21 protein-coding genes and 1 pseudogene are annotated in these 24364 nt (G+C 67.6%); 8 read left to right on the plus strand and 14 right to left on the minus strand.

What is annotated here, in order from left to right; translation table 11 throughout:
- The first annotated feature begins 1 nt into the window (after position 1).
- The 6 genes from hpaH to OG984_RS09450 all read left to right on the plus strand — a co-directional run bounded on the left by hpaH (position 2) and on the right by OG984_RS09450 (position 9562).
- The gene (hpaH, locus tag OG984_RS09425; RefSeq protein ID WP_328531328.1) at positions 2-787 is read left to right on the plus strand and encodes a 2-oxo-hept-4-ene-1,7-dioate hydratase; all 786 of its coding nucleotides are present in this window, start codon (positions 2-4) and stop codon (positions 785-787) included.
- A complete protein-coding gene (locus tag OG984_RS09430; protein WP_328531329.1) occupies positions 772-1566 on the plus strand; it encodes an HpcH/HpaI aldolase family protein in 795 nt (264 codons plus the stop codon). The genes hpaH and OG984_RS09430 overlap by 16 nt, the downstream gene beginning before the upstream one ends.
- On the plus strand, positions 1566-3017 hold the full coding sequence (locus OG984_RS09435) for a fumarylacetoacetate hydrolase family protein (protein WP_328531330.1): 1452 nt from the start codon (positions 1566-1568) through the stop codon (positions 3015-3017). The genes OG984_RS09430 and OG984_RS09435 overlap by 1 nt, the downstream gene beginning before the upstream one ends.
- Before the next feature lie 37 nt (positions 3018-3054).
- A complete protein-coding gene (gene hpaE / locus OG984_RS09440; protein ID WP_328531331.1) occupies positions 3055-4581 on the plus strand; it encodes a 5-carboxymethyl-2-hydroxymuconate semialdehyde dehydrogenase in 1527 nt (508 codons plus the stop codon).
- A 10-nt stretch (positions 4582-4591) separates the two neighbouring features.
- Positions 4592-5671, plus strand: coding sequence for a 3,4-dihydroxyphenylacetate 2,3-dioxygenase (gene hpaD / locus OG984_RS09445; protein WP_328531332.1), 1080 nt, complete (start codon positions 4592-4594; stop codon positions 5669-5671).
- A 507-nt stretch (positions 5672-6178) separates the two neighbouring features.
- Positions 6179-9562, plus strand: coding sequence for a glycosyl hydrolase (locus OG984_RS09450; RefSeq protein WP_328531333.1), 3384 nt, complete (start codon positions 6179-6181; stop codon positions 9560-9562).
- Here OG984_RS09450 and OG984_RS09455 read toward each other — a convergent pair.
- The 4 genes from OG984_RS09455 to OG984_RS09470 form a co-directional block, all read right to left on the minus strand.
- Complete coding sequence (locus tag OG984_RS09455; RefSeq protein WP_328531334.1) at positions 9531-10118, minus strand: TetR/AcrR family transcriptional regulator; 588 nt, start codon at positions 10116-10118, stop codon at positions 9531-9533. The two genes, OG984_RS09450 and OG984_RS09455, sit on opposite strands and share 32 nt — an antisense overlap.
- 57 nt (positions 10119-10175) lie before the next feature.
- A complete protein-coding gene (locus OG984_RS09460) occupies positions 10176-11441 on the minus strand; it encodes a cyclase family protein (protein ID WP_328531335.1) in 1266 nt (421 codons plus the stop codon).
- Between the two features lie 36 nt (positions 11442-11477).
- On the minus strand, positions 11478-12839 hold the full coding sequence (locus OG984_RS09465) for an MFS transporter (protein ID WP_328531336.1): 1362 nt from the start codon (positions 12837-12839) through the stop codon (positions 11478-11480).
- A 64-nt stretch (positions 12840-12903) separates the two neighbouring features.
- On the minus strand, positions 12904-14013 hold the full coding sequence (locus OG984_RS09470) for a zinc-binding dehydrogenase (RefSeq protein WP_328531337.1): 1110 nt from the start codon (positions 14011-14013) through the stop codon (positions 12904-12906).
- Here OG984_RS09470 and OG984_RS09475 point away from each other — a divergent pair.
- The gene (locus OG984_RS09475) at positions 14012-15778 is read left to right on the plus strand and encodes a helix-turn-helix domain-containing protein (RefSeq protein WP_328531338.1); all 1767 of its coding nucleotides are present in this window, start codon (positions 14012-14014) and stop codon (positions 15776-15778) included. The genes OG984_RS09470 and OG984_RS09475 overlap by 2 nt on opposite strands.
- A gap of 54 nt (positions 15779-15832) precedes the next feature.
- On the opposite strand, the pseudogene OG984_RS29510 reads toward OG984_RS09475, so the two are convergent.
- From OG984_RS29510 to OG984_RS09490, 4 genes and pseudogenes are all read right to left on the minus strand, one after another.
- Positions 15833-15886, minus strand: a pseudogene (locus tag OG984_RS29510) (hypothetical protein); the annotation flags it as partial.
- A gap of 124 nt (positions 15887-16010) precedes the next feature.
- Positions 16011-17015, minus strand: a complete 1005-nt coding sequence (locus OG984_RS09480; protein ID WP_328531339.1) for a ribokinase — start codon at positions 17013-17015, stop codon at positions 16011-16013.
- Positions 16913-17911, minus strand: coding sequence for an ADP-ribosylglycohydrolase family protein (locus tag OG984_RS09485; RefSeq protein WP_328531340.1), 999 nt, complete (start codon positions 17909-17911; stop codon positions 16913-16915). The genes OG984_RS09480 and OG984_RS09485 overlap by 103 nt, the downstream gene beginning before the upstream one ends.
- Positions 17908-18723 (minus strand): ADP-ribosylglycohydrolase family protein, encoded by an 816-nt coding sequence (locus OG984_RS09490; RefSeq protein WP_328531341.1) that lies wholly within the window; start codon positions 18721-18723, stop codon positions 17908-17910. The genes OG984_RS09485 and OG984_RS09490 overlap by 4 nt, the downstream gene beginning before the upstream one ends.
- Here OG984_RS09490 and OG984_RS09495 point away from each other — a divergent pair.
- Entirely contained in the window at positions 18605-19420 is an 816-nt protein-coding gene (locus tag OG984_RS09495) for a serine hydrolase domain-containing protein (RefSeq protein WP_328531342.1), read from the plus strand. The two genes, OG984_RS09490 and OG984_RS09495, sit on opposite strands and share 119 nt — an antisense overlap.
- Positions 19421-19500: 80 nt before the next feature.
- Here OG984_RS09495 and OG984_RS09500 read toward each other — a convergent pair whose 3' ends face one another.
- The 6 genes from OG984_RS09500 to OG984_RS09525 are packed head-to-tail and all read right to left on the minus strand — an operon-like array spanning position 19501 to position 24140.
- A complete protein-coding gene (locus OG984_RS09500) occupies positions 19501-20544 on the minus strand; it encodes an LLM class flavin-dependent oxidoreductase (protein ID WP_328531343.1) in 1044 nt (347 codons plus the stop codon).
- Positions 20541-20762 carry a tautomerase family protein gene (locus OG984_RS09505; protein WP_328531344.1) on the minus strand — a complete coding sequence of 74 codons (222 nt, stop codon included), beginning with the start codon at positions 20760-20762 and terminating at the stop codon, positions 20541-20543. The genes OG984_RS09500 and OG984_RS09505 overlap by 4 nt, the downstream gene beginning before the upstream one ends.
- A gap of 3 nt (positions 20763-20765) precedes the next feature.
- Positions 20766-22253: an aldehyde dehydrogenase gene (locus OG984_RS09510; protein WP_328531345.1), complete on the minus strand. Its 1488-nt coding sequence runs from the start codon at positions 22251-22253 to the stop codon at positions 20766-20768.
- A complete protein-coding gene (locus tag OG984_RS09515) occupies positions 22246-22977 on the minus strand; it encodes an alpha/beta fold hydrolase (protein WP_328531346.1) in 732 nt (243 codons plus the stop codon). Before OG984_RS09515 ends, OG984_RS09510 begins: the two co-directional genes overlap by 8 nt.
- Before the next feature lie 9 nt (positions 22978-22986).
- The gene (locus tag OG984_RS09520) at positions 22987-23538 is read right to left on the minus strand and encodes an amino acid synthesis family protein (protein ID WP_328531347.1); all 552 of its coding nucleotides are present in this window, start codon (positions 23536-23538) and stop codon (positions 22987-22989) included.
- The gene (locus OG984_RS09525; protein ID WP_328531348.1) at positions 23535-24140 is read right to left on the minus strand and encodes an amino acid synthesis family protein; all 606 of its coding nucleotides are present in this window, start codon (positions 24138-24140) and stop codon (positions 23535-23537) included. Before OG984_RS09525 ends, OG984_RS09520 begins: the two co-directional genes overlap by 4 nt.
- Positions 24141-24364: the final 224 nt, after the last annotated feature.

The following is a 24364-nucleotide window of genomic DNA, read 5'->3' on the forward strand; positions in this document are numbered from 1 at the left end:
CGTGCTGGAACCAGCTCAGATCGAGCACATCGCGGACGAGCTCCTTGCCGCGGACAGGGGACGGTCGGTCGTGCCGCTCCTGACGGCACACCACCCCGGAATGACCGTGGACGACGCCTACGCCGTGCAAGCGCTGTGGGCGAAGCGGCGAGCCGAGTCGGGACACCGCGTGGTCGGCCACAAGATCGGCCTCACCTCCAAGGTGATGCAAGCGGCAACCGGAATCACCGAGCCGGACTACGGCGTGATCTTCGACGACATGGTCTTCGAGAACGGCGCGGTAGTCCCATTCGACAACTACTCCAACGTCCGTATCGAGGTGGAGCTCGCCTTCGTCCTGGACAAGCCGTTGAGCGGGCCGGCCTGCACGATCTTCGACGTCCTGTCGGCGACGAAGTACGTCGTGCCGGCACTCGAGATCCTGAACTCTCACGTCGAGCTGCAGGGCCGCACCATCGTGGACACCATCAGCGACAACGCCGCGATGGGCGCCATGGTCCTCGGCGGGCGTCCCGTGGCCGTCGACGAGATCGACCTGCGCTGGGTCGGGGCTCTCCTCTACCGCAACCAGACGATCGAGGAGACGGGCATCGCCGCCGGCGTGCTCAATCACCCTGCCAGCGGCGTCGCCTGGCTGGCCAACAAGCTGTTCGCCCACGGCACCACCCTCGCTGCCGGCGAGATCATCCTGGCCGGATCGTTCACTCGTCCGATGTGGGTCGAACGCGGCGACAGCATCCACGCCGACTACGGAAGCCTGGGAGCCATCACATGCCTCTTCGAGTAGACCCCACGTTCCGCGAGGCGCTCACCACCGCCAACCGCCCGTTGATCGGCATGTGGGTGTGCAGCGGGAGCCCCCTCGTGGCAGAGATCTGCGCCGACAGCGGCCTGGACTGGCTGCTGATCGACGCCGAGCACAGCCCCAACGGCCTGGAGTCTTTGCTTGCACAGCTCCAGGCAGTGCACGGATACGCTGCGACGCCGCTGGTGCGACCCCCGTCAGCCGACACGGTCACGATCAAGCAGTACCTCGACCTCGGGGTGCAGAACCTGCTGGTCCCCATGATCGACACTGCTGCCGAGGCGGCCGCCGTCGTGCGCGCAGTCTCCTATCCGCCGGCGGGCGTACGCGGCGTCGGCAGTGCGCTGGCCCGAGCCTCTCGCTGGAACCGGGTTGTGGACTACCTCGACGTCGCGCGGGAGACGATCGCGGTCTTCGTCCAGATCGAAAGCAGCGCAGCCGTCGGGAACGTCGAGGCGATCCTCTCCACACCAGGCATCGACGGGATCTTCGTCGGTCCCTCCGACCTCGCCGCGTCGATGGGCCTCCTCGGGCAGCAGGGCCATCCCGACGTCATCGCCGCCGTCGAGCGATGCATCTCCGCAGCCAGTGCCGCGGGCGTCAAGGTCGGGGTCAACGCCTTCGCGCCAGAGCTCGCACGGCGCTACCTCGCCCAGGGCGCCGACTTCATCCTCGTCGGCGCCGACGTGCAACTGCTCGCCCGAGGCAGCGAGAAGCTCGCGGTGGATCACATCCCCACCACAAACACCAAGGACGCGTGATGAACGCAATCGAACGGCCCGGCAAGATCGTCGCCCTCCACCTCAACTACCCGTCCCGCATCGCCCAACGGGGTCGGACACCGGCGTATCCGTCGTTCTTCCTCAAGCCGACCACCTCCGTGGCCTCGAGCGGCGACGCGATCGAGCGCCCCGCCGGCACCGAGCTGCTCGCGTATGAGGGCGAGATCGCGCTGATCATCGGTCGCCGCGTACGTCGAGTCACCCCTGAGGACGGATGGGCCGCCGTGTCCGGCGTGACCGCCGCCAACGACTGGGGCGTCTACGACCTGCGCAGCGTGGACAAGGGCTCCAACCTGCGCAACAAGGGCGGCGACGGCTTCACCCCGCTCGGGCCCTCGGTCATCCCCGCGAACACGATCGATCCAGCAGCGCTCCGCGTGCGCACCTGGGTCAACGGCAAGCTGAGGCAGGACGACACGACTGCAAACCTGACCTTCCCCTTCGGCGTCCTCGTGGCCGATCTCTCCCAGCTGATCACCCTCGAGCCTGGTGACGTCATCTTGACTGGCACCCCCGCCGGCTCGTCGGTGGCCCTTCCGGGCGACGTCGTGGAGGTCGAGGTCGACTCCCCAACGGCGCCAGGTGCACCGACGACCGGCCGCCTCGTGACTCACGTCATCGAGGGCACCACGCCATTCGAGAAGTACGGCGCCCAGCCCTCCGTGGACGATGTGCAACGAATCGAGGCCTGGGGCGACGCCTCGGCGGCCGGCGTCACGGTGCCACAGCCAGTGCTCACCGAGGATCTGCGCACCATGCTCAGCGGAGTCGCTGTCGCGACGCTCAGCGCCGAGCTGCGCAAGCGGGGCCACCCGCACTCCACCGTCGACGGAGTCCACCCACTGGTGCCCGGCACCCGAATGGTCGGCACCGCCCGCACGCTGCGGTTCGTCGCTCATCGTCCGGACCTCTTCGAGTCGCACGGCGGCGGGTACAACGCACAGAAGCGCGCCTTCGACTCGCTGAAGGCCGGCGAGGTGCTGGTGATCGAGGCCCGCGGAGACGCCACCGCCGGAACCGTCGGCGATGTCCTCGCGATCCGCGCGCACACTCTCGGCGCAGCCGGAATTGTCACGGACGGGGCCGCCCGCGACTCGGTAGCAGTGGCGGATGTCGGTATCCCGACGTTCGCCCAAACCACGCATCCCTCTGTCCTCGGCCGCCGCCACGTGCCTTGGGAGGGCGACACCACCATCACGTGCGGTGGCGTCGCCGTACAACCGGGAGACATCCTCGTCGGCGATGACGACGGCGTCGTGGTGATCCCGGAGCACCTGCTCGATGAGGTGGCAAGAGCTGCCGCACAGCAGGAAGCGCAAGACGCCTGGGTCGCGGCGCGGGTTGCCGAAGGTCACCCGGTCGACGGCCTGTTCCCACCCAATGCCGAATGGCTGGCCCGCTACCGCGCTCAGACAGGCACCCAGGCTTAACAACCGGCCCGACGACACCAGAACCCAAGGAGAGAAGATGACGCGGAACGCCCCCGCTGGCCTGCCCGACCGCATCCAGCACTACATTGACGGCCAGTTCGTCAACAGCATCGACGGAGACACCTTCGACGTCCTCAACCCCTCGACGAACGAGGTCTACATCCAGGCCGCGTCGGGCAAGCAGGCTGACATCGACCTGGCTGTAAGCGCGGCCAAGCGTGCCTTCGATGACGGCCCGTGGCGCATGATGCTCCCGCGCCAGCGCTCCCGGATCCTGCACAAGATCGCCGACCTCGTCGAGAGCCAGGACAAGCGACTCGCCGAGCTGGAGACCTGGGACACCGGACTCCCGGTCACCCAAGCGCTCGGCCAGGCACAGCGTGCCGCGGAGAACTTCCGGTTCTTCGCCGACCTGATCGTCGCCCAGAGTGACGACACCTACAAGGTCCCCGGTCGGCAGGTGAACTACGTCAACCGCAAACCCAAGGGCGTCGCGGGGCTGATCACACCCTGGAACACGCCGTTCATGCTCGAGTCGTGGAAGCTGGCGCCTGCCCTCGCCGCCGGCAACACCGTCGTTCTCAAGCCGGCTGAGTTCACGCCACTCTCCGCCTCCCTGTGGGCCGAGACCTTCCGCGACGCGGGCGTCCCCGATGGCGTCTTCAACCTGGTCAACGGCTTCGGCGAGACCGCGGGAGACGCGCTCGTGAAGCACCCGGACGTCCCGCTCATCTCCTTCACGGGTGAGAGCCGGACAGGCCAGGTCATCTTCGGCAACGCCGCCCCCTTCCTCAAGGGACTGTCGATGGAGCTGGGCGGCAAGTCGCCCGCGGTTGTCTTCGCCGACGCCGACCTCGGTGCTGCCCTCGACGCAACGGTCTTCGGCGTCTTCTCCCTCAACGGAGAGCGTTGCACCGCCGGCAGCCGGATCCTCGTAGAGCGGTCGGTCTACGACGAGTTCGTCGAGCAGTACGCCGAGCGCGCCAAGAACATCATCGTCGGCGACCCGGGCGACGCCGCCACCGAGGTCGGTGCACTCGTTCACCCCGAGCACTACGACAAGGTGATGAGCTACATCGAACTAGGCAAGGGCGAAGCCCGGCTCGTCGCCGGCGGCGGCCGCCCGGACGGCTTCCCCGTCGGCAACTACGTCGCCCCCACCGTCTTCGTCGACGTCAAGCCGGACGCCAGCATCTTCCAGAAGGAGATCTTCGGGCCTGTCGTCGCCATCACTCCCTTCGACAGCGACGCAGAAGCCCTGGCTCTGGCCAACGGCGTGGAGTACGGCCTCGCGGCGTACATCTGGACCAACGACCTGCGCCGCGCGCACAACTTCGCCCAGGACGTCGAGGCCGGGATGGTCTGGCTCAACTCCAACAACGTCCGCGACCTGCGTACGCCCTTCGGCGGCGTCAAGGCCTCCGGTCTTGGTCATGAGGGCGGCTACCGCTCCATCGACTTCTACACCGACAGCCAGGCCGTCCACATCAGCCTCAACGATGCCCACTCCCCACGTTTCGGTCGCGGACCCGACGCGGCCACGTCCTTCAAGACCCAGAAGTAAGGAACCTCAGATGCCCACCGTGACTCACCCCGCACCGCTACCCGAGCCCCCCTTCGACATCATCCGCTGCGCCTACATGGAGCTCATCGTCACCGACCTCGACGCGTCCCGGCACTTCTACGCCGACGTGTTGGGCTTGGTCATCACCGCTGAGACCGAGGACGCGATCTACCTCCGGTCGATGGAGGAGTTCATCCATCACAACGTCGTTCTGCGCAAGGGCCCCGAGGCGGCCCTCGCCGCCTTCGCCTACCGTGTGCGCAGCCCCGAGGAGCTTGACAAGGCCGAGGCGTACTACAACGAGATCGGATGCGAGACCCGCCGCAAGCCGGGCGGCTTCGTCAAGGGAATCGGTGAGGCGCTGCGCGTGATCGACCCCCTCGGATTCCCCGTGGAGTACTTCTACGAGATCGAGAAGGTCGAGCGCCTCGCCTGGCGCTACGAGCTCCACACGGCGGGCACTCTCGTGCGGCTGGACCACTTCAACCTGGTCACCCCAGACGTCCCTAAGGCGATGAAGTTCATGGAGGGTCTCGGATTCCGCGTCACCGAGGACATCGAGGACGACGAGGGCACGGTGTACGCCGCGTGGATGCGCCGCAAGCCCACGGTTCACGACACCGCTATGACCGGCGGCGACGGCCCGCGCATGCATCACGTCGCCTTCGCCACCCATGAGAAGCACAACATCCTCGCCATCTGCGACAAGATGGGCGCCCTCAGGCTCTCGGACATGATCGAGCGTGGTCCGGGGCGCCACGGAGTGTCCAACGCCTTCTACCTCTACCTGCGAGATCCGGATGGCCACCGCATCGAGATCTACACCCAGGACTACTGGACCGGCGACCCCGACAACCCGCTGGTCACCTGGGACGTGCACGACAACCAGCGCCGTGACTGGTGGGGCAACCAGGTTGTCCCCAGCTGGTACAGCGATGCCTCGCGCGTGCTCGACCTCGATGGCAACCTTCAGCCCCTGGTCGAGCGCACCGACGCCAGCGAGATGGCAGTGACTATCGGCGCGGATGGGTTCTCCTACACTCGAGAAGGCGACACCGAGCGCGGATTCAAGCTGGGCGAGCAACTCTAACTCCTACCGCACTTACATCGCGCGAGACGGCGACCCGGTACCTCCTCAGGGTCGCCGACTCCTCCTCATGTAGCCGACCGCGTGGCCAGGAGTTGTTGGGTGCTGGCTGCCTCACCGCCAGCCGTCCCGGTTCAGCGTCACGTCGCTGTAGTAGTGACGCGGCTGCAGTCCGCCAGAGTCAGGGGTTCAGAGCAGATGGTCACGGAGTCGAAAGCCTGGCCACCGGCGCTGGACTCGCGCCGAGCACCCAAGTGGGCAACCAGAATCCGAAACCGAAGCTTCCACAACGTCCTCCTGATCCACCGGCCGTACGTAGACAGCTACGCACGGGTTTTGGTGCCTGCCCCGACGCCAACGCACATCGTGAGTTCCGCCAGCGGCGATCGCTTACAGCAAACGGCGACACTGGCGTCATTAGAGACTCTTCGTATCCTATTGACCGGCGAGTCGCGTCCATCTACTGTGACCACGGTCACTTGAAACCTTTCACTCATATCGAGGTCCGTCATGGTTCAGTCTCTGTCGACCCAGCCAGTCGTGCGTCGCCTCGCCGCGTATGCGGTACCGGCCACGCTGGCCATCGCCATCGCGGCGCCACTCAGTCCAGCCTCTTTGGCAGCAGAGGCCCGGTCGTCGGCTGGGGCCTCGACGCTCGCCCAGACCCATGAGCAGCCTCGGACACTCACCGCTGAAACGTTCGCAAACCCGCCGACCAGTGTGCGTCCGATGTACCGCTGGTGGATGCCGCTGGCGTACACCGACGACGAGGTGCTCAGGGAGGAGCTACGCGACATCGCGGCTTCCGGCGGTGGCGGCGTCGAGGTGGTTCCGTTCGCGGTGCCGGGAGCCGGCCACCAGGACAACTCCTTCCTCGCCGAGTACGGCTGGGGCACACCCAGGTGGGCGCACAAGATGGAGGTGATCACCGCCGAGGCGGCCGATCTCGGCCTGGTCGTCGACCAGAACCTCGGCCCGCACTACCCCGCGACCGTTCCCAGCCTGAACAGCTTCAACCAGCCCGAGGCCGAGCAGCAGCTGATCTACGGCAGAGAGTTCGGTCAGCCGGGCAGCACGCGAACCGGTCCCCTGCCGTCTCCGACCACGGCTCCGCCGTCGGTGACCACGCAGCTGTGCGCGCCCGCGGCGGTCGGCGACACGGTGCTGCGGCTCAAGAGTCTCGGCGGGCTTGCTGTCGGCGACACGATCACGGTGGGCGCGGGCGCGACCATGGAGAAGGTGACGGTGTCGGGACTCGGCGACCGGACGTCGGCCTGTGCTGACCTGACGACGTCTGGCGTCGGCAAGCCCCACCTGGAAGCCGAGTCCGTCGTGGACGTCGCTCGCACGACCCGGATCCGGACCCTCGTCGCTCAGTGCGCCACCGAGTGCGGACCGCAGACTGCCAAGCCGGTCGCACTGGTGCCGTCGTCGGTCAGGGAGGTGACCGACGAGGTCGTCGATGGCCGACTTAGCCACACCTTTGGGAACGGCAATGGCAACCCGTGGGTGCTCATCGATCTTCAGCAGACCGCCTCTGGCCTCATCGCCCAGCGCGGCGGCTACACCGCGACCCAGCCCAACTACGTCCCCGATCACCTCAGCCGCGGCGGGGTCGAGATCCAGGCCGACTACTGGGACGAGCACATCCTCACCGACGCCGTCCGCGCCAACCTCGACCGCATCGGCCACGGAGCGGTCTTCGAAGACTCCCTGGAGATGGGCACCACTCAGAAGTGGACCTGGAAGCTCCTCGAGACGTTCCAGCAGCGTCACGGCTACGACCCGGCGCTGCTGCTGCCCGCACTGCTCGGCTCGGGCCAGCAGGCCAACGAGGCGCCGGCGTTCGAGCTCCCCGGCATCGGCCCGAAGGTCAGGGCGGACTACCGCGAGACCCTCAGTGACCTCTACACCGACCAGTACGTCGCACCGATGCAGGAGTGGGCCAGCGGCCACGGACTCGACTTCCGGGTGCAGCCCTACGGCCTCCCGATCGCGGCCGGTGCCGCGTCCGCGGCCGCCGGCGTCACCGAGGGCGAGTCGCTCGGGATGGGGAACTTTCTCGGCACAGTCGGACCCGAGCAGGGCTTCCGCGCCCTCGCCTCCGGTGCCCACGTCGCCGGCCGCAACGTGGTGTCCAGCGAGTGCTGCGCGGCGTTCCTCGGCAACTACCGGTCCAGCGTCGCCGGCCCACAACTGCCCGGCATGTACGGCGAAGGCGGCGACGGCTCCCAGGTGGGCGGCAAGTACTCCAACGGGGTGCTGGACAGCGTGTACAAGGGATACGCCGGCGGAGTGAACCAGGTGGTCTGGCACGGCTATCCCTACCGCGACGCCCCGGCCGGAGTCGGCACCCCCGGACGCGACGGTTCGTGGCCCGGCTACCACCCGTGGGACATCTTCGGCGTCCTAAACGTCAACGACGAGTTCGGTCCGCGGCAGCCGAACTGGCCCGACTACAGGAACGTCAACGACAACCTGGCGCGCACTCAGCTGGTGCTGCGCCAGGGCCGGAGCTCCGTCGACCTCGGGATCTACTACGACGACATCGGCAACGCCGACCACGTCGTTCCCGGCATCGCCCAGCACCTGCTCGGAAACGACTCCGCCACCTCGTCTGCTGGGTACACCTACGACTACTTGGCGCCGGCGTTCCTCGAGAAGCCGCACGTCACCGTCGCTGACGACGGCAGCTACAGGGCAGGCGCCGCCAAGGAGAAGGCGCTGGTTCTCAACGACCAGAAGTCGATGTCGGTAGCGAGCGCGAAGCGCCTCCTGAAGCTCGCGAGAGACGGCATGCGGATCTTCATCATCGGCAGCGCCCCGAGCGCGACCCCGGGTGCGGCACCTGACGAGGACCAGCTCGCCGGGCTGGTCACCGATCTGCTGGCCCAGCCGTCGGTCCACGAGGTCAGGACCGAGACCCAGCTCCCGGCGGCGCTGCGGGCAGCGGGGATCCGCCCCCACGTCACTCCAGAGACGCCGACAGCGGCGCTCGGACTCGTGCGGCGTCAGGGAAGCGGGATCAGCTACGACTTCATCTACAACCGTTCCGCCAAGCCCGTCGAGCAGCACCTGACCCTGACCGGGTCAGGCCGGCCGTACCGACTGAACACCTGGACCGGCAAGATCGAGCCCATCGCGGAGTACACCTCCGACGGGCGCAGCGTCACGGTGCCGGTCAGGATCGCGCCGTACGACAACGTGGTCATCGCCCTCGCCGGCAACGGCAGTGCACTGGGTCCGACGCCGGGCGTGCACGCGGTCGGCAGCACGGGCGAGCTGCTCGCCACCGGTGGTAAGGCACTCTCGCTGAGGGCGTCGGTGAACGGCGACTACGTGACCACGCTCAGCAACGGCAAGCGGGTCGTCACAGAGGTCGACGGCCTGGCGCAGCCGCACGAGCTGACGGACTGGACGCTGCGCCCGCAGACCTGGACACCAGGAGCGAACCAGTACACCAGCGTCAAGACAGACCAACCGGAGATCCCTCTGACATCAGGCCCGAACGGCCTTCCCTCGTGGCGGGACATCACCTCGCCGGTCGACCTCAGCACCGCGTCCGGAGTGGCCACGTACCGCACGACACTCACCCTCCCCGAGAGCTGGCGCCCTGAGGACGGGGCTCACCTCGACCTCGGCAAGGTCCTGGACACGGCCTCTGTCGCGGTCAACGGCACCAACGTCGTGGTGAACCAGGCAGACCGCGGCAGGATCGACCTCGGCGCGACGCTGAGGCCCGGTGCCAACACGATCACCGTGCGGGTCGCAACCACGATGTTCAACGCGGTCCGCGCCTCCGGAGACAGCAACTACCAGCTGCCCGACTGGCAGCGCGCCGGGTTGATCGGCCCGATCCGGATCACGCCGTACCGGGACGTGCCGATCCGATGAGCGCCGGTAACCAGACCTTGTCGACCAGTGCCACCAGCCCCTCGTCGGGCGGCGGCGAGGCGGTGTGGAGGAACTCCGACATCACGATCGCATGACCGAGGTTCGCCGTGAGCGGGTCCGGGTCGCTGGGCAGATCGCCCCGGGCCCGCGCACGGCCGATGATCTCGTCGACGCGAGTGACGACCACCGAGCCCGCGAACAGGCTCTGTTGCGTCGACCGGTCACCTTCGCTGATGACTCCCCGCACCGCCTCCCCGAACGGACCGCGAAGCAGCTCCGACATGTCGCGTACGAACTGGAGCAAGTCCTCACGCAGTCCGGCGCCGGTGGCGGAATCCGACAGGTACATCCGGTTGGCACGCTGCAGCACCTGTTGGGCGAGCTGCACCCGGTTGTCCCAACGGCGATAGAGGACCGTCTTCGCCGTGCCGGCGCGGACGGCAACCCCCTCGATCGAGAAACGACCCCAGCCGCGTTCAGCCAGTTCTTCCCAGGCTGCGTCCAGAATCGCCTTCTCCAGCGTCGCGCCTCGGCGACGTGTCTGTCTGACGGACATGCCTCCAGCATGCCGGGTTCACGTCAGGAATCCGCGCGACGGCCCGTGCAGCGCGTTCTATTGCTTGGGCTGGGCGAGCGCCATCGGTGGCGTGTTGCCAGCCGTGGCGCCCTCGGCGTACTGCGGCGTGACCATGAAGACGAACTCGTACACGTGGTCGTTGGCGAGCTCTTCGGAGACGTAGGACTCGCCGATCCGGATTCCGTTGCGCATGAGTAGTTCTTGGTGGGCGGGGAAGGCCGTCCAGTCATTGTTGACGGAGTTCCCCAGAACTTCGAGTGCCCAGGTGTCGCTGCCGACCATCGCAGGTCTGAACTGTGCGAGCCAGCGTGCCTCGCGCAGGTAGATTCCAGGCAGGCCGGAGGCGCCTTCCCACCGGCGGATGTCGGCCTCGTCTCGGGTCTTGAGGAGCTCGTTCCATCCGGTGTGGAAGAGGAGGGCATCTCCGGGCTCGATCTGGGAGATCCCACCGAACTCCATCGCCTGTTCGATGTCTTCGACCGTGATTCGGTAACCCTCGCGGAGCAGCGGCTTGTTGTTGGCTGCGGGTTCGGCGAGGTCGGAGGTGGCGTTCTGCGCCAGCTTGACCCCGAGAATGTCGAGCAGCACGCCCCGCGTTGCGATCGGCCCCATGTGCTCTGACCCGAGCTTGGTCGTGCCGTGGCTCTTCGCGATCTCGGGCCCACGGTGTCCGTTGTAGAAGTACTCCCCTGCCCCGATGTGGTTGAGGTTGTCCAACTGAGAACCGATCTGATAGGTCGTTGCAAGCGGAGCGGGGTGCTTGTTGGAGGCGAACCCCTGGAATCGCTCCTCGTGAATGCTGAGCTTGTTCTCGCCGAGTGGGTCGACCCCGACGAGGACGCCTCCGTCGTCGACGAATCCGGGCGGCGGCTCGTAGCCGGCGATGGTGAGCCGCTGTTCGTAGTTGCGGGGCGGGTTGGTCTTGAAGGCCGGGAACCCGTTCCACATGAGCTCGCCCAGGTTGTACGTCTTGACCGGTCGGTGTCGCTTCAGCAGGCCGACTGCGGCAGCGGTCTTCAGGTCGGTGACCTCGTTGAAGCTGCCTCGCTGGTCCTCGGGGCCGTACGGGCCAGGTGCCCAGTCGGACAGTTTCGAGGGATCGGCGTAGTCGAACGGGATGTCGTCGAAGTCCTGCGGCGTCGAGGGCCGCCTCCCCCGGGCCGACGGCATCGCCGCTGCCGCGCCGGCGTCAGCGTGGGTGCCGAGCGCCGCGGCCGCGCCGACAGCGCCAGCCATTCGAAGCGCGTCACGACGGCTGGGGCGGTGCTTGTCCAGGTAGTTGGTCAACAGATCGGGGTTCACGATGAGTGCCTTTCGTTGCGAGATGGTCAGGTGATGTCAGGCCTCGTCGAGCACCCGGTCGTGCCGAAGCGAGGACCGCGCCGTCTCCTTGGCGGTCAGCACGGCTGCCAGGGTGAGGACCGCGGCGATCGTCACGTAGACCGCGACAGCGGTCGTGTTGGGCGCCTCGACGTCGCCGAGGAGCTTCAGGGCGATGATCGGCGCGAGTGCTCCGGCGAAGATCGAGGCCAACTGGTAGCCGACCGAGGCCCCGGTGTAGCGCACCGAGGTGCCGAACAGCTCGGAGAAGAACGCCGCCTGCGGTGCGTACATCAGTGCGTGCAGCAGCAGACCCACGACCACGGCAAGGACGATCTTGGAGTCGTCCTTGCTGCCGATCAGGTCGAAGAACACCCAGGACCACGCGGCAACGCCGATCGCGCCGACGATGTAGAGCGGGCGCCGACCGACCCTGTCGGAGAGTGCTCCGATGATCGGGATCGCGACGAAGTGGACGATGGAGGCGAGCAACAGCGCCTGGAGGATGGGGCCCTTCTCCCCGCCGACATAGTCGACCAGGTAGGTGATCGAGATGATCGTGAAGATGTAGTAGGAGATGTTCTCGGCCAACCGCATGCCCATCGCCACCAGGACCTCGCGCGGGTACTTGCGGATCACCTCGAGGAGCGGCATGTGGTTCGCCTCAGCCTTCTTGTGGCTCATCTCGGCCCGCGCTTCCGCGTAGACCGGAGACTCCTCGATCTGCAGGCGTACCCACAGTCCGACGCCGACGAGCACGGCGCTGAGAAGGAACGGAATCCGCCAGCCCCAGGCGTTGAACGCGTCGTCGGACTGCATCATGGCGAGCAGCCACAGCACCCCGGTGGCGAGCAGGTTGCCCAGCGGTACGCCCGCCTGGACCCAGGATGACCAGAATCCGCGGTGGGTGTCTTTGCCGTGCTCGGCGACCATCAGCACCGCGCCACCCCACTCGCCCCCGACGGCGAACCCCTGCAGGAGTCGGCACGCCAGCAGTAGCAGAGGCGCAGCCAGCCCGATGGCGGCGTACGTCGGCAGCAGCCCGATCGCGATGGTGGACAGGCCCATCATCATGAGCGAGAAGACGAGCATCTTCTTTCGGCCGACCTTGTCACCGAAGTGGCCGAAGACGATGCCGCCGAGTGGCCGGGCGACGAAGCCCAGCGCGTACGTGCCGAAGGCGAGCAGGGTTGCCGTGACCGGCTCGGACTCGGGGAAGAACAGCTTGCCGAACACGAGCGCGGCCGCCGAGCCGTAGAGGAAGAAGTCGTACCACTCGACGGCGGTGCCGACCAAGGAGGCGAATACGACTCTGACGACGCTGACCGGTCGCTTGCCCTTCGGGGGCGAACTCACGTCAGGGGTGTTGAGGTTGGGCATGTGAACTCTCTTTTCGAGGGCGGGTGGGAGTAGGTCGGTCAGACCCGGTGGATGTGTGGGCCGCTCACGGCTCATCGAGGACGATCACCTGGCGTACGGCGTCGCCGTTCGCGAGTGCGTCCATGGCGTCGTTGATCTCGTCGAGCCGGATCCGACTGATCAGCTTCTCGACAGGCAGGCGGCCGCTGCGCCACCACTGGACGAAGCGAGGGATGTCGCGTGAGGGCACAGCCCAGCCGAGGTAGCAACCGAGGACTGTGCGCGACTCCATGGTCAGCGTGAGCGGTGAGATCTCGCTGCGCGCCTCAGCTCGGGGAAGCCCGACGGTGACGGTGCGGCCGCCCGGCGCGGTGGCGGCGTACGCGGTCTCGAAGGCACGGGCGTCACCAGCGCACTCGAGGACATGGGAGGCCGTGACGCCGAGCTTGGCCACTTCCGTAGCGGTGTAGACGGCGTCGGCCCCCAGCTCGCGGGCGAGCTGCAGCTTGTCGAGGTTGTTGTCCACCGCGATCACTTCGCCGGCGTCCTGCGCGACCGCGGCCAGCAGTGCTGCCATGCCGACACCGCCGAGGCCGACGATCATGACGCTGTCGCCGGCGGTCGGCTGAACGGCGTTGAGAAGTGCTCCCCCGCCGGTCAGCACGGCGCAGCCGAGGATCGCGGCCACGTCGGGAGGCACGTCGTCATCCACCGGCACCACCGAGGCGCGGTCGACGACGGCATGGGTGGCGAAGGCCGACACCCCGAGGTGGTGGTGCACCTCTTCGCCGTCCCGGGTGAGCCTCTGGGCGCCGGACAAGAGAGTGCCGGCGGCGTTGGTGGCCGAGCCACGTTCGCAGGGCATCCGTCCATTCGTGTCGCAGCCAGAGCATTCCTGGCATCGCGGCAGGAACACCATCACGACCCGCTGGCCGATGCGGAGGTCCCCGACGTCGGCACCGACGGCCTCGACGAGCCCGGCCGCCTCGTGGCCGAGCAGCATGGGAACGGGTCGTGGGCGATTTCCCTCGACGACCGAGAGGTCGGAGTGGCACACGCCCGCGGCCTCGATCCGCACCAGCACTTCAGAGGGCCCCGGAGGAGCGAGGTCGAGCTCGGTGATGGTGATCGGGCGCGACTGCGCATAGGGGCGCTGACGTCCAAGCTCTTCCAGAACGGCTCCGGTAATCCGCATGTTGGCCTCCTCGGCTTCTTTGGTGATGACGGTCACGCTATTCCCGCGCCGACCGCCTGCACTATGGGTGTGGCTCCATGTGTGTGGGAGTCTTATGTGCATGGATGCCATGTCTTCGCGCTCCCGAGAGGACCTGCTCAGGGTCCTTCTGGACACCGCGGCCGACCTCACCGCGCTTCGAGACGTCGAGGCAGTGCTCCAGGCGATCGTTCGCCGGACTCGCGCGATCGTCGGTTCGGACATGGCGTACGTGAGCCTGAACGACGCCGGTCGGCGGGAGACCTACATTCGCGCATCCGAAGGTGTGGCCACCGCTGCGTACCGGACGATCCGGATGCCCCTTGGCACCGGCGTGCTGGGCCAGGTGGCCACCGGGCTTGCGCCGTACCAGACGGCTGACTACCTCACCGACGACACCATCAAGCACCTGCCCGCGGTTGACGAGGTGGTCCGGGCCGAAGGCGTCTACGCGATCATGGGGGTTCCGCTGACCGTGGTCGGCCGCGTGATCGGGGCACTCGTCGTCGCCGAGCGCCGCCCGCGGAGCTTCAGCGCCGAAGAGGTCGACATCGTGGACTCGATCGGCACCCACGCCGCGGTCGCGCTCGACAACTCGATGCGGTTCGAGGCGACCGAGCGGATCGCTGAGGACCTGGGGCGTCAGCAGGAGCGCAGCGCCGAGGAGCTCGCCGTGATCACCGACGTGCTCGACCTCGACCGTCGGCTCATGGATGCGGTGATGGTGGCGCCCGAAGTACATCGGATCCTGCGAATGGGTCGGTCCGCGCTGGGCTGCGACCTCCAGCTGCTCGATCCCGAAGGCAGAGTCGTCGTCACTGCTACCGAAGACACCGCCGCTGCCGAGAACATCCCCCCTTTGCCATCGGCCACAGTCGTTCCCGTCACCGCCGCGGCCGAGCAACTGGGCAGCATCGTCGCGCCGGTGGTCCTCTCAGATCACGACGTCACCCTTCTCGAACGGGTCGCGGTGCACGTCACGCTCGCGATGCTCTTCGCCCGTGCGCAGGAGGACACCGAGCTGCGGCTGCAATCCGAGCTGCTCGACGATCTGCTGGAAGGACGCATCGCGGCACGCGAGCGCGTCGAACGCCGCATGCACCACTGGGGCCTGCGCCCCACCGACGGTCTCTTCACCATCGCGATCGAGGCCCCGATGGGCGAGGCCAGGCGCCGGTTGCAGGCGATGAGGACTGCAGGCGTACGCGGCGCCATGATCGTCCATCGCGACCACGTCTGCATCCTGACCTCCGACCCACACTGGCGTGCGAGCCTGACGCGCCTGTTCGCGGAGCGAAACTGGCCATTGCGTGCCGGCTTCGGTGGGCCGAGCACCGATGTCCGCGCGATCGCCGACGCCCACCGCTCAGCCGAGCTCGCCCTCGGCTCGCTGACGACCCTGGGACGCGAGGGCGTGATCGACGGGTCAGAGCTCGGAATGCTCGGAGCTCTCCTCGACCTCGACCGCCGCGGTCACCTGCCACGTGGACTCACGGCCATCATCGATCCGCTCCTCGACTACGACGCCGCCCGAGGCACCGACCTGGCTCACACCGCATTCCACTACCTCGAGACCGATGGCAACATCGCCCGCACCTCTCAACTACTCCACGTGCATCGCAACACCATCCGCCAACGACTCGAGCGGATCACCACCCTGCTCGGCGCCGGCTGGGACGCCTCCCCCCGTCGTCTCGAGATCCACCTCGCCCTCCGCGTGCGCCAAGCCCGCGGCGACCTCGACTAACCCGGCACCCTCGTCGCGGTTGAGGTCGACGTATCCGGCGACCTTGTCGCGCTGGTCCTCGGAGGCGAGCGGGCCGAGCTCGGTCGCCCTGTCCAGCGGGTCGCCGATCTTGAGTCCGAGCGCTCGGTGATCTGCTCACAAGCCAGGCCGGTGGGTTTGGAGAAGACGGTTCGGATTGCTTTCGCGTCCATGGGCGCCGACAGCTGCCGCGAGTCCTCGCCCCAATATGGTTTCAGTCGCCGCTGTCCACGAGCGCGCGGACCTCATCCAGAGTTGGGATCGAGGGCTGGGCTCCCCGCTTGGTGACGCTGAGCGCACCTGCCGCACTCGCGTTGAGCAGTGCAACCGTGATCGATGCACCGTTCGCCAGGTGAGCGGCGAGCACCCCACAGAAAGTGTCACCGGCACCTGTGGTGTCCATAACCTTGGTCGCGAAGGGCGGGATGCGTGTGACGTTGCCTTCGTGATCGCTGTGGAGGCTGCCCTCGCCACCTAGCGTCATGATCACGTCCCCGGCGCGACGCCGGAGAATGTCTAGAGCAAGTGGGGGCTCGCCCGCCCCAGTGATCTCTTGTGCTTCGTGCTGGTTGACGACCAGCACGTCCACGGCATCCCACTCGCTGTGCGTCATCGGGACCACTGGAGCAGCGTTGAGGATAAGCAGCCCGTCTTTTCGCATGGCGTGCCTAGCCTGACGGATGTAGTCGGTGGGGGTCTCGAGCTGAAGGAGCACGACATCTGCCTGGGCCACGGCGGCCCGCTCGTCGGCGTTCAACGGCAGCGCCGAATTGTTCGCGCCGGGCACCACGACGATTGAGTTCTCACCGGTTTCGGACACGGTGACGAACGCCTGACCCGTATGGGTCGCGGGGACAATTTGAAGCTGCGTCGTCACTCCCCCATTGGACAACGCCTTCTCGAGTAGAGAACCCTCCTCATCGTCGCCTATGCGTGAGATCAAGGTGGTTGGTGCACCGCCGGCGCGCGCCGCCGCCAGCGCTTGGTTAGCCCCTTTACCCCCGCCGGACTTCTCCAGTGTCCGAGCGAGTACCGTCTCGCCCGGCCGGGGGATGGCTGACACTCGCGCTGAGGTATCGCAGTTGACACTTCCGATGACGACGACGCGGCCGGAACTCATCGCGTTGCGGTGATCTCTGCGAGGGTCTTGCCCTGCAGCGTGGGCAGAGAATGTCCCTTGAGCACGGCGGCGCCGGCATCCAGCGCGGCGGGCGCCCATCCGGTTCCGAACATTGCGGCGGCCGCTGCACCAGCAAGTGCCGCCAGAACGGCGCCGTTGCGGGGCTGCGCAAGAGCTCCGAGCAGGAGGTCCTCGGCGGATCCTGCCTGGGCGACGTGGGCAAGGAGGAACGCGAAGGTCTCCGGCGCCGCGACCGGGTAGCTGTAGATCCAGTCTCCGATCTTGGTGCTGAGCACGAGAGCTCGCTGCAGCCCCCCGCTGGTCTCGGCTGCGGCCGACAGACTCTCCTCGGCCAGTCGCCTGCTCCACGTTCCTTCCGGGAGAACGGCGGTGGCCTGCTGGACAGCGCTCATAGCCGATGCACCATTGAGGAGGTGGCGGATCAGTACTGCGGTGGCCTGTGCGCACCAGACGCCGTCACGACCGTGGGTGATCTCAGCGTCGGCACGAACTGCGTCGAGCAGGGTGGCGTCGTCACTGTGGGTGACGGCGACGGCCACGGCGCGCGGCATGGCCAAGTCGTCAAAGTAGTGCGGGTTGTCATTCCCAGACTGCGGCGCAGTCAGCCCCCGGTTGAGATTCGTCAAGGCGCTGCGCAAGCCGATCCGCGTCTTGATCGACGGCTCGAGCCCGGCCAGATCCTGCCAGTTTGCGAGTCTCTCCTCGCGCGAACTGAACTGCGTGTGCTGCCACAACGCATAGGCGAACCACTCGCTCGCCTCCGCAGGCGCCGGGTGAAGAAGAGCCGGGGGACTTGCGTGGACGAAGGGCCGCGGGATGTTGGTCGTGTTGTCGTCGTCGGAGAGCTTACTGAGCGCTCGGAGGCGGCTGAGACGCCGTGCCGGGACGCCGTAGACCTGGAACTCGGCGTTCATAGCCGAGGCGGCGTCGCCTGCGAGCAGCCCGTGGGCGACCAGCTGTGTCTGGGTGTTCATCGGTTCTCGCTTTCGATCAGGGCGACCAAGTCGTCGGCCGCGGCAACGGGGTGAATTCCTGCGGTGGATCGGATGCAGGACCCTTCCACGGGCCTGAGGCCGTCGATCCACTCCTCGGGGAACGAGTTGACTCCGGAGATCGCCCCGGCGATACAGCCGGCGATGGCGGCGTTCGTGTCCGCATCGCGGCCCATGTTCACGGCAAACAGCATGCTGGGAGCAAACTCGCCGCCACCTACGAGCAGGCTGGACAGGGCCAAGCCCACAGCCTCAGGGGCCACGTCTGCCCAGAAGTAGTTGTGAACCGCGAGCCGGTTGTGCAACGCGATGGCGAGTTCGTCATGTCCCAGGCCGGAGTCCACCAGAACCCTGCCGTCGCGCAGATTGCGTGCCGTCCACGAGTCTTCCGGGACGGCGTCGAGGCCAGCTTGGAAGCACTCGCGTGCATCAGCGCCAGCCATGGCGGCAGTCACGGCCACGGCGACGGCGACGCCGGAGTAGATTCCCTCGCCGTTGTGGCTGACGTGCCCGTCTTCGGTAGCGAGGCGCGCCGCGAGTTCGCGGTCGCCGTTGGCAACAACCCCGAGCGGAGCGACCCGCATCGCCAGGCCATCGCTCCAGGCGTGGAGGCCCGGTATGGCGCCGACATCGCGGCATGCACTGATGTCAGTGTCGAAGAGCTTGTGCGGACTGGTGATCGGCCAGCTGATCGACGAAGGTCTTGTCGAAGAGCAGTCGGAGATCGGACGGGTGATGCCGCGCCTGAAGCGATCGGCGTACGGAAACGCCACCATCAGGGAAGCCTTGGACATGCAAGTCGCCGTCGAGTACGACGAGACGTACCACGACCCGACCGCGCACGTCGCACAACAGGACCGCGTCGCCGGATGGCGCCCCGCACGCCCAGACGACCCGGCCGACACCTACGAGTTCCTGACGTCGCTACGGTCGGCCGGTCCCCACGGCGAGCGCCTCCAGTACTGCTCAGCGACGACCGACGTCCTGGCATGGGTGGTCGAGGCGGTCACCGGCGAGCGCTACCACAACGTGCTCTCCACCCGACTGTGGTCGCGGTTGCCGACCCAGGACGACGCGGGGATCACCGTCGACCGTGGAGGCTTCGCGTTCGCCAACGGAGGATTCGTATGCACGACCCGTGACCTGGCACGGCTCGGCCAACTCGTCCTCGACAGGGGCGCCGTGAATGGCCAGCAGGTCGTACCACGTTCGTACGTCGAGGACATCCTGGCCGGCGGGGACACCACGGCCGCCAGTGGCTCGCACTTCCATACAGTGCATCCCCGCGGCAGCTACCGCAGCCAGTGGTGGATCACAGGCGACGACCACGGCACCATCTACGGTGCCGGGATCCACGGCCAGTACCTCTGGATCGACCCCACAGACGAGGTCGTCGTCGCCAAGTTCGGCGCCCACCCGCGGGCTCTGTCGGCCGACGCCTTGGCCGCCAACAGCGCCTTCATGCGCTGGCTGGTCGCCCGACACCGATAGCGGAGAGCACAGTCGTTTCGCCCGTGGCGGGCACGGTCATCAGCGTGACCGTGCCCGCACTCTCGAGTCGGGCTGACGGCCTAGGCGAAGGCCGGCACGACTTCCTTGATGAACAGCTCGAGAGACGCGCGCTTCTCCTCGTGCGTGAGACTGTTGTCGATCCAGAAGCTGAACTCGTCGATGCCGAGGTCCTCGTACTCGCGCAGACGCTCGATGACCTCGTCGGGCGTGCCGATCATCGCGGTGCGGTGCAGCGACTCGAGCTCGAACTCGGGGCGGCCCTCGAACTTCGACTCAGGGCTGGGCTCGAGGAAGCCGTTGACGGGAGTGGTCTTGTTGCCGAACCACGCGTCGAAGGTGCGGTAGAAACGCGAGATGCCGGCTGCGGCCGGGCGCCAGCCCTCGGGGTCGTCGGTCGAGTGGACGTGGGTGTGACGCAGCACCATCAGGTCGGGGCGCTCGACCTCGGGATGGTTGGTGACCGCGGTGTCGAACTTCTCCTTGAGCGCCACGACCTCCTCATCGCCCTTCATCAGCGGAGTGACCATGACGTTGCAGCCGTTGGCGACGGCGAAGTCGTGGGAGGCCGGGTCACGCGCGGCGATCCACATCGGTGGGGTCGGCTGCTGGACCGGCTTCGGCACGCTGGTGGAGGTCGGGAACTGCCAGATCTCGCCGTCGTGGGCGTAGTCGCCCTGCCACAGCTCGCGCACCGCGGGCACCAGCTCACGCAGGTGCTTGCCGCCGTCGGAGGCGGCCAGTCCGTCGGCCATCCGGTCGAACTCGATCTGGTAGGCGCCGCGCGCCAGCCCGACCTCCATCCGGCCGTTGCTGATCACGTCCAGGAGAGCGCACTCCCCCGCGACCCGGAGGGGATGCCAGAAGGGCGCGATGATGGTGCCTGCGCCGAGACGGATGGTCGAGGTACGCGCGGCCAGATTGGCCAGCAGCGGCATCGGGCTGGGGGAGATCGTGTATTCCATCGCGTGGTGCTCGCCGATCCACACCGTGCTGAACCCGCCGGCCTCGGCCATCAAGGTGAGCTCGGTGAGGTTCTCGAACAGCTGACGATGGGTCACCTGCTCGTCCCAGCGCTCCATGTGCACGAACAACGAGAACCTCATGACGGCTCCTTCATCTCGGTGGTGGTGGTTGCGTCCATCTCAGCGAGGGTGGCGTCGCCGGTCGCCCAGAGCGACCGAGGGACCTCGCGTACGACGACGCGGACGTGCTCGGGACGGGTGCCGACGGTGCGGAGGACCGCGTCGTGCACCTCGTGGATCAGGTCGCGCAACTGCTCAGGGGAGCGGCCCGCGCCCAGGGTGATCTCGACGTTGGGCATCGCTCAGCTCCGCAGCACGAACGGGTCGGCGACGGGGTCCTCGCTGGTGTTCACCCACACGCTCTTGAGGCGGGTGTACTCCTTGATGGTCTCGGTGCCGTGCTCGACTCCGACGCCGCTGTTCTTGAAGCCCTGACGCGGTGACATCGGCGACATGGCGCGGTAGGTGTTGATCCAGATGGTGCCGGCCTCGAGCCGGTCGGCCACCCGGTGAGCACGCGAGAGGTTGCTGGTCCAGACCCCGGCGGCCAGCCCGTACTCGGTGTCGTTGGCGAGCCGGACGACCTCCTCCTCGGTCTCGAAGGGCATGATCGCGGCGACCGGACCGAAGATCTCCTCGCGTACGACGCGCATGTCGTTGTCGACGTCGACCAGGACGGTCGGCTCGTAGAAGAAGCCGCCGAGGCCGGCATCGGTGGCGTTGCCGCCGGTCAGGACCTTGGCGCCCTCGGAGCGGCCGAGGTCGACGTAGCCGGCGACCTTGTCGCGCTGGTCCTCGAAGGCGAGCGGGCCGAGCTCGGTCGCCTCGTCGAGCGGGTCGCCGATCTTGATGGTCCGCGCACGCTCGGTGACGCGTTCGAGGAGCTCGTCGTAGACAGAACGGTGGGCGAAGACCCGGCTGCCGGCGATGCAGGTCTGGCCCGCGGCGGCGAAGATGCCGGCCACGACGCCCATCGCGGCGTTGGCGACGTTGGCGTCCTCGAAGACGATGTTCGGGGACTTGCCGCCCAGCTCCAGCGTCGACCCGATGAACCGGCTGGCGGTGTTGGCGGCGATCCGAGCACCGGTCGCCGTGCTGCCGGTGAAGGAGATCTTCGCGATGTCGCGGTGGTCGGCCAGCGCCTGGCCCGCCTCGGCACCGAAGCCGGTCACCACGTTGACCGCGCCGGGCGGGAATCCGGCCTCGAGTACGAGCTCGGCCAGCCGCAGGACGGTGGCGGAGGTGTACTCGGACGGCTTGATCACCACCGTGTTGCCGACGCTGAGCGCCGGGGCGAGCTTGCTCGTGGTCAGCGTCAGCGGCGAGTTCCACGGGGTGATCGCGCCGACCACACCGAGCGGCTCGCGCTTCGTGTAGTTGAGTACGCTGCGGTCCGACGTCGGGATCACGGAGCCATGGATCTTGTCGGCCAGCCCGGCGTAGTAGAGGTAGTACTCGGGCAGACCTGCCAGCTGCCCTCGCATCTCGCGCAGCAGCTTGCCGTTGTCGCTCGACTCCATCCGGGCGAGCTCCTCGGCGTTCTCGCCGATCAGGTCGCCCAGCCGGCGCAGCAGGTGGCCCCGCTTCGTCTGGCTGAGGTCGCGCCAGGCCGGGTCCTCGAAGGTGGCGCGGGCGGAGCGTACGGCACGGTCGATGTCGTCGGCCCCGCCGCGTGCGGCCTCATAGAGCACGTTACGGGTGGCGGGATTGATGCTCGGGAAGTATTCGCCGGAGGTGGGGGCGACGTGCTCGCCGCCGATGAAGTGTTGGTAGCGCGTGGTCTCAGACATGGGCGGATTCTCCGATGAAGGCGGTCAGGTGAGCCGCGAGGGCGGCTGGGTCCTGGACGGGCAGCATGTGACGGGCGCCGGGCACGATGACCACCGATCCTTCCGGGACCGCGGCGGCGAGGCGCCGCGACATCTCCGGGGTCGAGCCGGGGTCGTCGGCGCCGGTGATCGCAAGGGTTGGGACAGCGATCGAGCCGAGGTGGGGCGCGATCTCGGCGTCCGCCGTGGCGAACACCCGGTAGCAGGCGAGGAAGGACTCCTCGTCGTTGGCGAGGAGGACCTCGCGGGTGTGGGCGATGATCGACTCGGGTACGTCGGTGCCGTCGTACCAACGTACGATCGACGCCTCTGAGCTGGCGGCGAGGGCGGCCTCGGCGACGCTGAGCCGGGCCAGCACCGCGGTCCGCTCGTCGGGGGTGCGGTCGCACACAGAGCTCACGCAGGTCAGCGTGCTGACGAGGTCTGGCCGGTGGACGGCGAGGTGCTGCGCGACCAGGGCACCGAGCGAGAACCCGACGAGGTGGGAGCCGGCTGGGATCGACTCTGCGACACCGTCGGCGAGATCGCGCAGGGTGATTCCGGCGGACACCGGGGAACGGCTGCCGTGGCCCGGCAGATCCAGCGCGACGACGTCGTGCTGCTCCCCGATCAGCTCGGTGAGCGGCTCCCACACGGAGCGGTCGAGACCGACTCCGTGCAAGAGGACCATGGTGGGGCGGGCCACGATGTCAGCTCACTGCTCGGTCGAGAGCGCCGCGAGTCGCTGCTGGGGGCGTCCCTGCGCGGCTGCGGCCAGCGCGACGACGATCTCGCCGGGGTGCGGTGCGTCGGCGATCCGGACCTCGACGGTCTGGTGGTGGGATCGGATGGTCGCGTCGGTGATGTGCTTGAGCGGGATGTCGAACAGCACGCCCGCCGGGCCGCGCTTCTCGACGGCCGGCAGCAGCGTGGTCGCGTTGGCCGCCTTGCGGAAGTGGTCACCGAACTTCAGCGTATGGATGAGCGCCGAGCCGTGCTCGACCTCGCCGTCCAGGCCGACGATCGCCGCCTTCCCGTACGCCTCCGGCTCCCCCTCGAGGGCCTCGATCACGAGCGGGGCTATGAGCGCACCGAGGTCGGAGGCGTTCTCGTCGATGCCGGGACCGAGATCCTCGACGAAGCCCTGGCCGGCCCACGGGTTGTCGATGACGGCGGCGACGATCGCCACCTTGGCGGGCGGCGACACCGGCCGGCCGCCCTCGGAGCGGATCTCTTCGACGACGGTGACGATCTTGCGGACGTTCATGAAGGGGCACCTTCCAGGGTGAGGGACGTGATGGCGGGGTCGGTGGAGCGGTCGCCGATCCGCGGGTGCGGCCGGGGGCCGGTGGAGGCGGCCGCGACGACGACGATCTCGCCGGCGCGAGGAGCGTCGGAGACGCGTACGTCGACGGTCTGGTAGTGGCTGCGGGTGGCCGCGTGGGTCTTGTGCCACAGCGGGACGACGAGCGGCTGGCCGGCGTCGGCGCGGGTGTCGGCGAAGCAGATGATCGACTCACCGCCGAGGAACTCGCGCATCAGGTTGCCGAAGTAGGGCGTGTGGATCAGGGCGCCGCCGTGCTCGATCTCGCCGGCGGAGCCGATCAGCGCGGCCTTGCCGAACGCCTCGATGGCGTCGACACCGCCGAGTGAGTCGACGAGGCGGTCGGTCAGCAGTCGGGCGAGGGTGGGCGCGATGTCCGAGACCACCTCGCTGAGGTCGTGCTCGGGACCAGTGCCCAGCCACGGGTTGCTGATGACGGCCGCGACGCTGGCGCGCCGGGCGGGAACGACGGGGGCGTGACCGGCCTCGAGCACGACCTCGTCGCGATAGGTGACCAGCTTGCGCAGCCAGGGAATCTCTTGCATGCAACAGACCATAGAACGGGTCTCTTGTATACGTCAAGGATCCGATAGCGAAGCTCGCCGCGCGTCAGCGCTTCTTCAGTTCGAGCCACGGGAGCGCACGAGTATTTACAGGCGCTTAACCTGCGGAAACATCACGGTCAGCGAAGATCCTCAGGACGGCTTGGCCAGTCGTGAAGCGCCCAGAATCTCGTTGCATGCCAACTCTTGACAGTGCAATTGTGACG

The organism is Nocardioides sp. NBC_00368 (assembly GCF_036090055.1).
In the GTDB taxonomy this organism is placed as follows: Bacteria; Actinomycetota; Actinomycetes; order Propionibacteriales; family Nocardioidaceae; genus Nocardioides.

What these genes read in the sequence shown, in the direction of transcription:
- OG984_RS09430 (WP_328531329.1), top strand. Translation starts at nt 772, where the DNA reads ATGCCTCTTCGAGTAGACCCCACGTTCCGCGAGGCGCTCACCACCGCC.
- OG984_RS09435 (WP_328531330.1), top strand. Translation starts at nt 1,566, where the DNA reads ATGAACGCAATCGAACGGCCCGGCAAGATCGTCGCCCTCCACCTCAAC.
- hpaE (WP_328531331.1), top strand. Translation starts at nt 3,055, where the DNA reads ATGACGCGGAACGCCCCCGCTGGCCTGCCCGACCGCATCCAGCACTAC.
- hpaD (WP_328531332.1), top strand. Translation starts at nt 4,592, where the DNA reads ATGCCCACCGTGACTCACCCCGCACCGCTACCCGAGCCCCCCTTCGAC.
- OG984_RS09450 (WP_328531333.1), top strand. Translation starts at nt 6,179, where the DNA reads ATGGTTCAGTCTCTGTCGACCCAGCCAGTCGTGCGTCGCCTCGCCGCG.
- OG984_RS09455 (WP_328531334.1), bottom strand. Translation starts at nt 10,118, where the DNA reads ATGTCCGTCAGACAGACACGTCGCCGAGGCGCGACGCTGGAGAAGGCG.
- OG984_RS09465 (WP_328531336.1), bottom strand. Translation starts at nt 12,839, where the DNA reads ATGCCCAACCTCAACACCCCTGACGTGAGTTCGCCCCCGAAGGGCAAG.
- OG984_RS09475 (WP_328531338.1), top strand. Translation starts at nt 14,012, where the DNA reads ATGTTGGCCTCCTCGGCTTCTTTGGTGATGACGGTCACGCTATTCCCG.
- OG984_RS09470 (WP_328531337.1), bottom strand. Translation starts at nt 14,013, where the DNA reads ATGCGGATTACCGGAGCCGTTCTGGAAGAGCTTGGACGTCAGCGCCCC.
- OG984_RS09480 (WP_328531339.1), bottom strand. Translation starts at nt 17,015, where the DNA reads ATGGGCGCCCGCCGCGCTGGATGCCGGCGCCGCCGTGCTCAAGGGACA.
- OG984_RS09485 (WP_328531340.1), bottom strand. Translation starts at nt 17,911, where the DNA reads ATGAACACCCAGACACAGCTGGTCGCCCACGGGCTGCTCGCAGGCGAC.
- OG984_RS09490 (WP_328531341.1), bottom strand. Translation starts at nt 18,723, where the DNA reads ATGTCCAAGGCTTCCCTGATGGTGGCGTTTCCGTACGCCGATCGCTTC.
- OG984_RS09500 (WP_328531343.1), bottom strand. Translation starts at nt 20,544, where the DNA reads ATGAGGTTCTCGTTGTTCGTGCACATGGAGCGCTGGGACGAGCAGGTG.
- OG984_RS09505 (WP_328531344.1), bottom strand. Translation starts at nt 20,762, where the DNA reads ATGCCCAACGTCGAGATCACCCTGGGCGCGGGCCGCTCCCCTGAGCAG.
- OG984_RS09510 (WP_328531345.1), bottom strand. Translation starts at nt 22,253, where the DNA reads ATGTCTGAGACCACGCGCTACCAACACTTCATCGGCGGCGAGCACGTC.
- OG984_RS09520 (WP_328531347.1), bottom strand. Translation starts at nt 23,538, where the DNA reads ATGAACGTCCGCAAGATCGTCACCGTCGTCGAAGAGATCCGCTCCGAG.
- OG984_RS09525 (WP_328531348.1), bottom strand. Translation starts at nt 24,140, where the DNA reads ATGCAAGAGATTCCCTGGCTGCGCAAGCTGGTCACCTATCGCGACGAG.